This is a genomic window from Gammaproteobacteria bacterium (assembly GCA_027296625.1).
Classification (GTDB): domain Bacteria; phylum Pseudomonadota; class Gammaproteobacteria; order JAKEHO01; family JAKEHO01; genus JAKEHO01.
The window spans coordinates 1-2,876 of record JAPUIX010000091.1 but is presented as its reverse complement, the minus strand read 5'-3'; the positions used below and the strand labels follow the sequence as shown (position 1 = coordinate 2,876).

General features: G+C 54.3%; 3 protein-coding genes. All 3 read left to right on the top strand.

Annotation, left to right across the window (positions count from 1 at the left end; all coding sequences use genetic code 11):
- Window positions 1–213, top strand: a 213-nt coding sequence (locus O6944_04875; protein ID MCZ6718470.1) for a hypothetical protein, incomplete at its 5' end; no start/stop codon positions are given.
- 49 nt (window positions 214–262) lie between these two features.
- Window positions 263–1,363 carry an amidohydrolase family protein gene (locus O6944_04870; protein MCZ6718469.1) on the top strand — a complete coding sequence of 367 codons (1,101 nt, stop codon included), beginning with the start codon at window positions 263–265 and terminating at the stop codon, window positions 1,361–1,363.
- A gap of 229 nt (window positions 1,364–1,592) precedes the next feature.
- A complete protein-coding gene (locus O6944_04865; protein MCZ6718468.1) occupies window positions 1,593–2,696 on the top strand; it encodes a hypothetical protein in 1,104 nt (367 codons plus the stop codon).
- Window positions 2,697–2,876: the final 180 nt, after the last annotated feature.

Below are 2,876 nucleotides of genomic sequence, written 5' to 3'. Positions count from 1 at the left end.
ATAGAACAAATCCGCGGGAAGCTCGTAGAGGCGGGGGCAGAGTATCGCCAGACGCGCCCGCATGATACTGTCACGACCTGTTTTGAGGAGAAGTATAAGGGTCCCGACGGTGTCATGATTGATATTTCGGGAGAAGGCTGGGCAGGCGCAGAACCTCCATCGGCAGAAAGGGGTCAGGTCAAAGAACCCCCTGTTGTTAATAAAATAAGTTAGGGAGCCTATACTACAAGGGCTATGAATCCCGCGCTGGAGGGATGAGCTTATGGAAACCGATACGGATACTCTCGTCATTGACGCAGACGCCCATGTGGTGGAGTCTGCCCGCACTTGGGACTTTATGGACCCGTCGGACAGGCAGTATCGCCCTGTAGCCCTCGAAACCCGCGAAGAGGCTGGAGTGAAACTTCAGTTCTGGCTCATCGATGGCAGGGTGAAGGGATTTCGCTTCCCCGCTTTTTCCAACGCTGCGCTGGAGAAACGGTCCCAACAGGTTGGCCGTAGGTTTGCTGACGACCTGGAGTCCCGCGAGCTAGGCAACGTCGATCTACGCCTGGAGCACATGGACCAAAGCGGCGTCAACGTCCAGGTACTGCACAACACCATCTTCATCGAATCGGCCACGGACCGAGCCGCGGTGGAAGTAGCTCTGTGCAAAAGTTGGAACCGCTGGCTGGCCGATATCTGGCGCCAGGGAAAAGGCCGTCTGCGGTGGTCATGCATGGCCCCGACGATGAGCATGACCGATGCGCTGGACCAAATTCGCTTCGCCAAGGAAAACGGCGCTTGTGCTGTGCTGATGCGTCCGGTTGAAGGCAACCGTCTGCTCGTTGACACTTATTTCTACCCAATCTACGAAGAGGCGAGCCGCCTCGATATGCCGATTGCCATCCACATCGCCAATGGCAACCCGTGGCTCACCGATCTGTATCGCCATCCTGTACCGAACGCGGCCACCTTACACCGTTTTAGAATACCCACGGTGGCTGCTTTTTGCGATGTGATGCTCAGCGAAATACCTCAGGTATTTCCGCAACTGCGCTGGGGCTTCATCGAGGCCAGCTCGCAGTGGTTGCCCTGGGTGATACACGAAGTCAAGAATCGCTACAAAACGAACGGCCGCGAATGGTCCGATAACCTCGCACGCGACTTTGGAATGTTTGTCACCTGTGAAAACTCCGACGACTTACCCTATATCACGCAGCAAGCAGGGGAAGACTGCCTTGTCATTGGAACCGACTATGGGCACATCGACACATCGAGCGACGTCGATGCCATCACGGTGTTCAAAGCGAGGACGGACTTGTCGCCTGAAGTGAAGCGGAAGATCCTGAGCGACAATGCCAGAGCGCTGTACGGGTTGTAAAAAATTTCAAACGGGTACAAATAGCTGAAGGGGTCCCCGGCAGATGCGTTACAATTGCGTCCGACCTGGCGCAATTTACATGTCGATCGATCACCATAGGGAGTAATGCAAGACGAGTGGGTTGAAAAGCTGGAGGACGTGATTGCACGTTTCCGAATGGGTGAGGCGGAGGTTGCCCGGTCGTTTTTCAAGGGCCCGCGGCCCCTCAACCAGTAGGAGAGGGATACGAATGGAGACAAAGGCTATTTTAGCGCAACCGGCGGACCACTGCGGCATCCTGGAAATGTCGGAGGCGGTTAAGGCCATGTTGGAGGCCTTTCGCAACTGGGCCCACGATCCGCTCCTTGGCGAGTTGCGGAGAAGAACGCATACGCCCAAGAATGTCCGCATCACGCTTCATCAAGGCGGCACACCGGAATACGGGATGACGGGGATTATGGTCCACGCAGAGTTGGTCCGAATCTTCGGCGATAAACAGCGCTATCCTCGCCGGGGCCGCCCCGTCTTGGTCCTCTATAATCCGAACAACGGGGCTCTCAAGTTGATCCTTATCGGGGAAATGCACCCCAAGGAGTTGCCTTATGCCAATAGTGTTGTGGCAATGCCCACAGCCTGCGCATCTATGATCGGGACCGATCTCATGGCGAGAAAGGACTGCCAGGTGGCAGGGGTCTTCGGAGCGGGAGATCAAGCCAGACATCATCTTTTGGCCCTAACGTGTATTCGCCCTACGATTAAAAAAGCCCGAGTCTTTAGCCCAACTCCAGCCAATCGAGAAAAGTTTGCCAAGGAGATGTCGGAGGTTCTCGGCATCGAAGTTATAGCAGTTGACGGCTCACGCGAGGTCATCCGGGATGCCGATGTCATCCTATGCGTGACGAACTCCAATGTGCCTGTCTTTGAGGGGAACTGGTTGAGAGCCGGTCAGCATGTAACCTCCATCGTCTCAAGCAATGTCGGCCTCCTCAAGCGTGGTTTCGTCAAGCAGATGCGACGCGAAATCGACAACAAGACATTAGATCGCGCTGATGTGCTTATGACTAACGTTTGGGGACAAGAGGAGCTTGATCAAACGGCCGTATTTTGGGACATATCATTGGAAATTCCGGTTTTGGCCAGCAAGATCGTTGACGCAGGACAGGTCATTCGGGGCGAAAAACAGGGACGTACTAGTGACGCTCAAATCACTTACTTTAAAAACTGCGCCTTTTGGGGCATGGGTGCGGCAGCCATTGGAGGCCTAATCTATGACAGGCTTAAAGAGCAAGGCAAAGGCGTCGTCCTAGATTTTGATCCTTTTGAATATTCCGACGAGACGTGGACCGAAAGTTGACGGCAATTAAAGCGTTGTTTAATTCAATCCTAACGGCAGTGAGGAGCCCGAAGGTGGTCCGTGGACGAAATAGGCGGCGGGCCAATAGCTGGATAGGTTGCCGGAGAGGCAACGTTTGCGGGTAAAACACCTCTTGACAGAGGTTTCTTAAATGATGGATATTTCATGCGATTCTGTGTC

Coding starts and splice junctions, on each gene's coding strand:
- O6944_04865 (MCZ6718468.1), top strand. CDS start 1,593: ATGGAGACAAAGGCTATTTTAGCGCAACCGGCGGACCACTGCGGCATC.
- O6944_04870 (MCZ6718469.1), top strand. CDS start 263: ATGGAAACCGATACGGATACTCTCGTCATTGACGCAGACGCCCATGTG.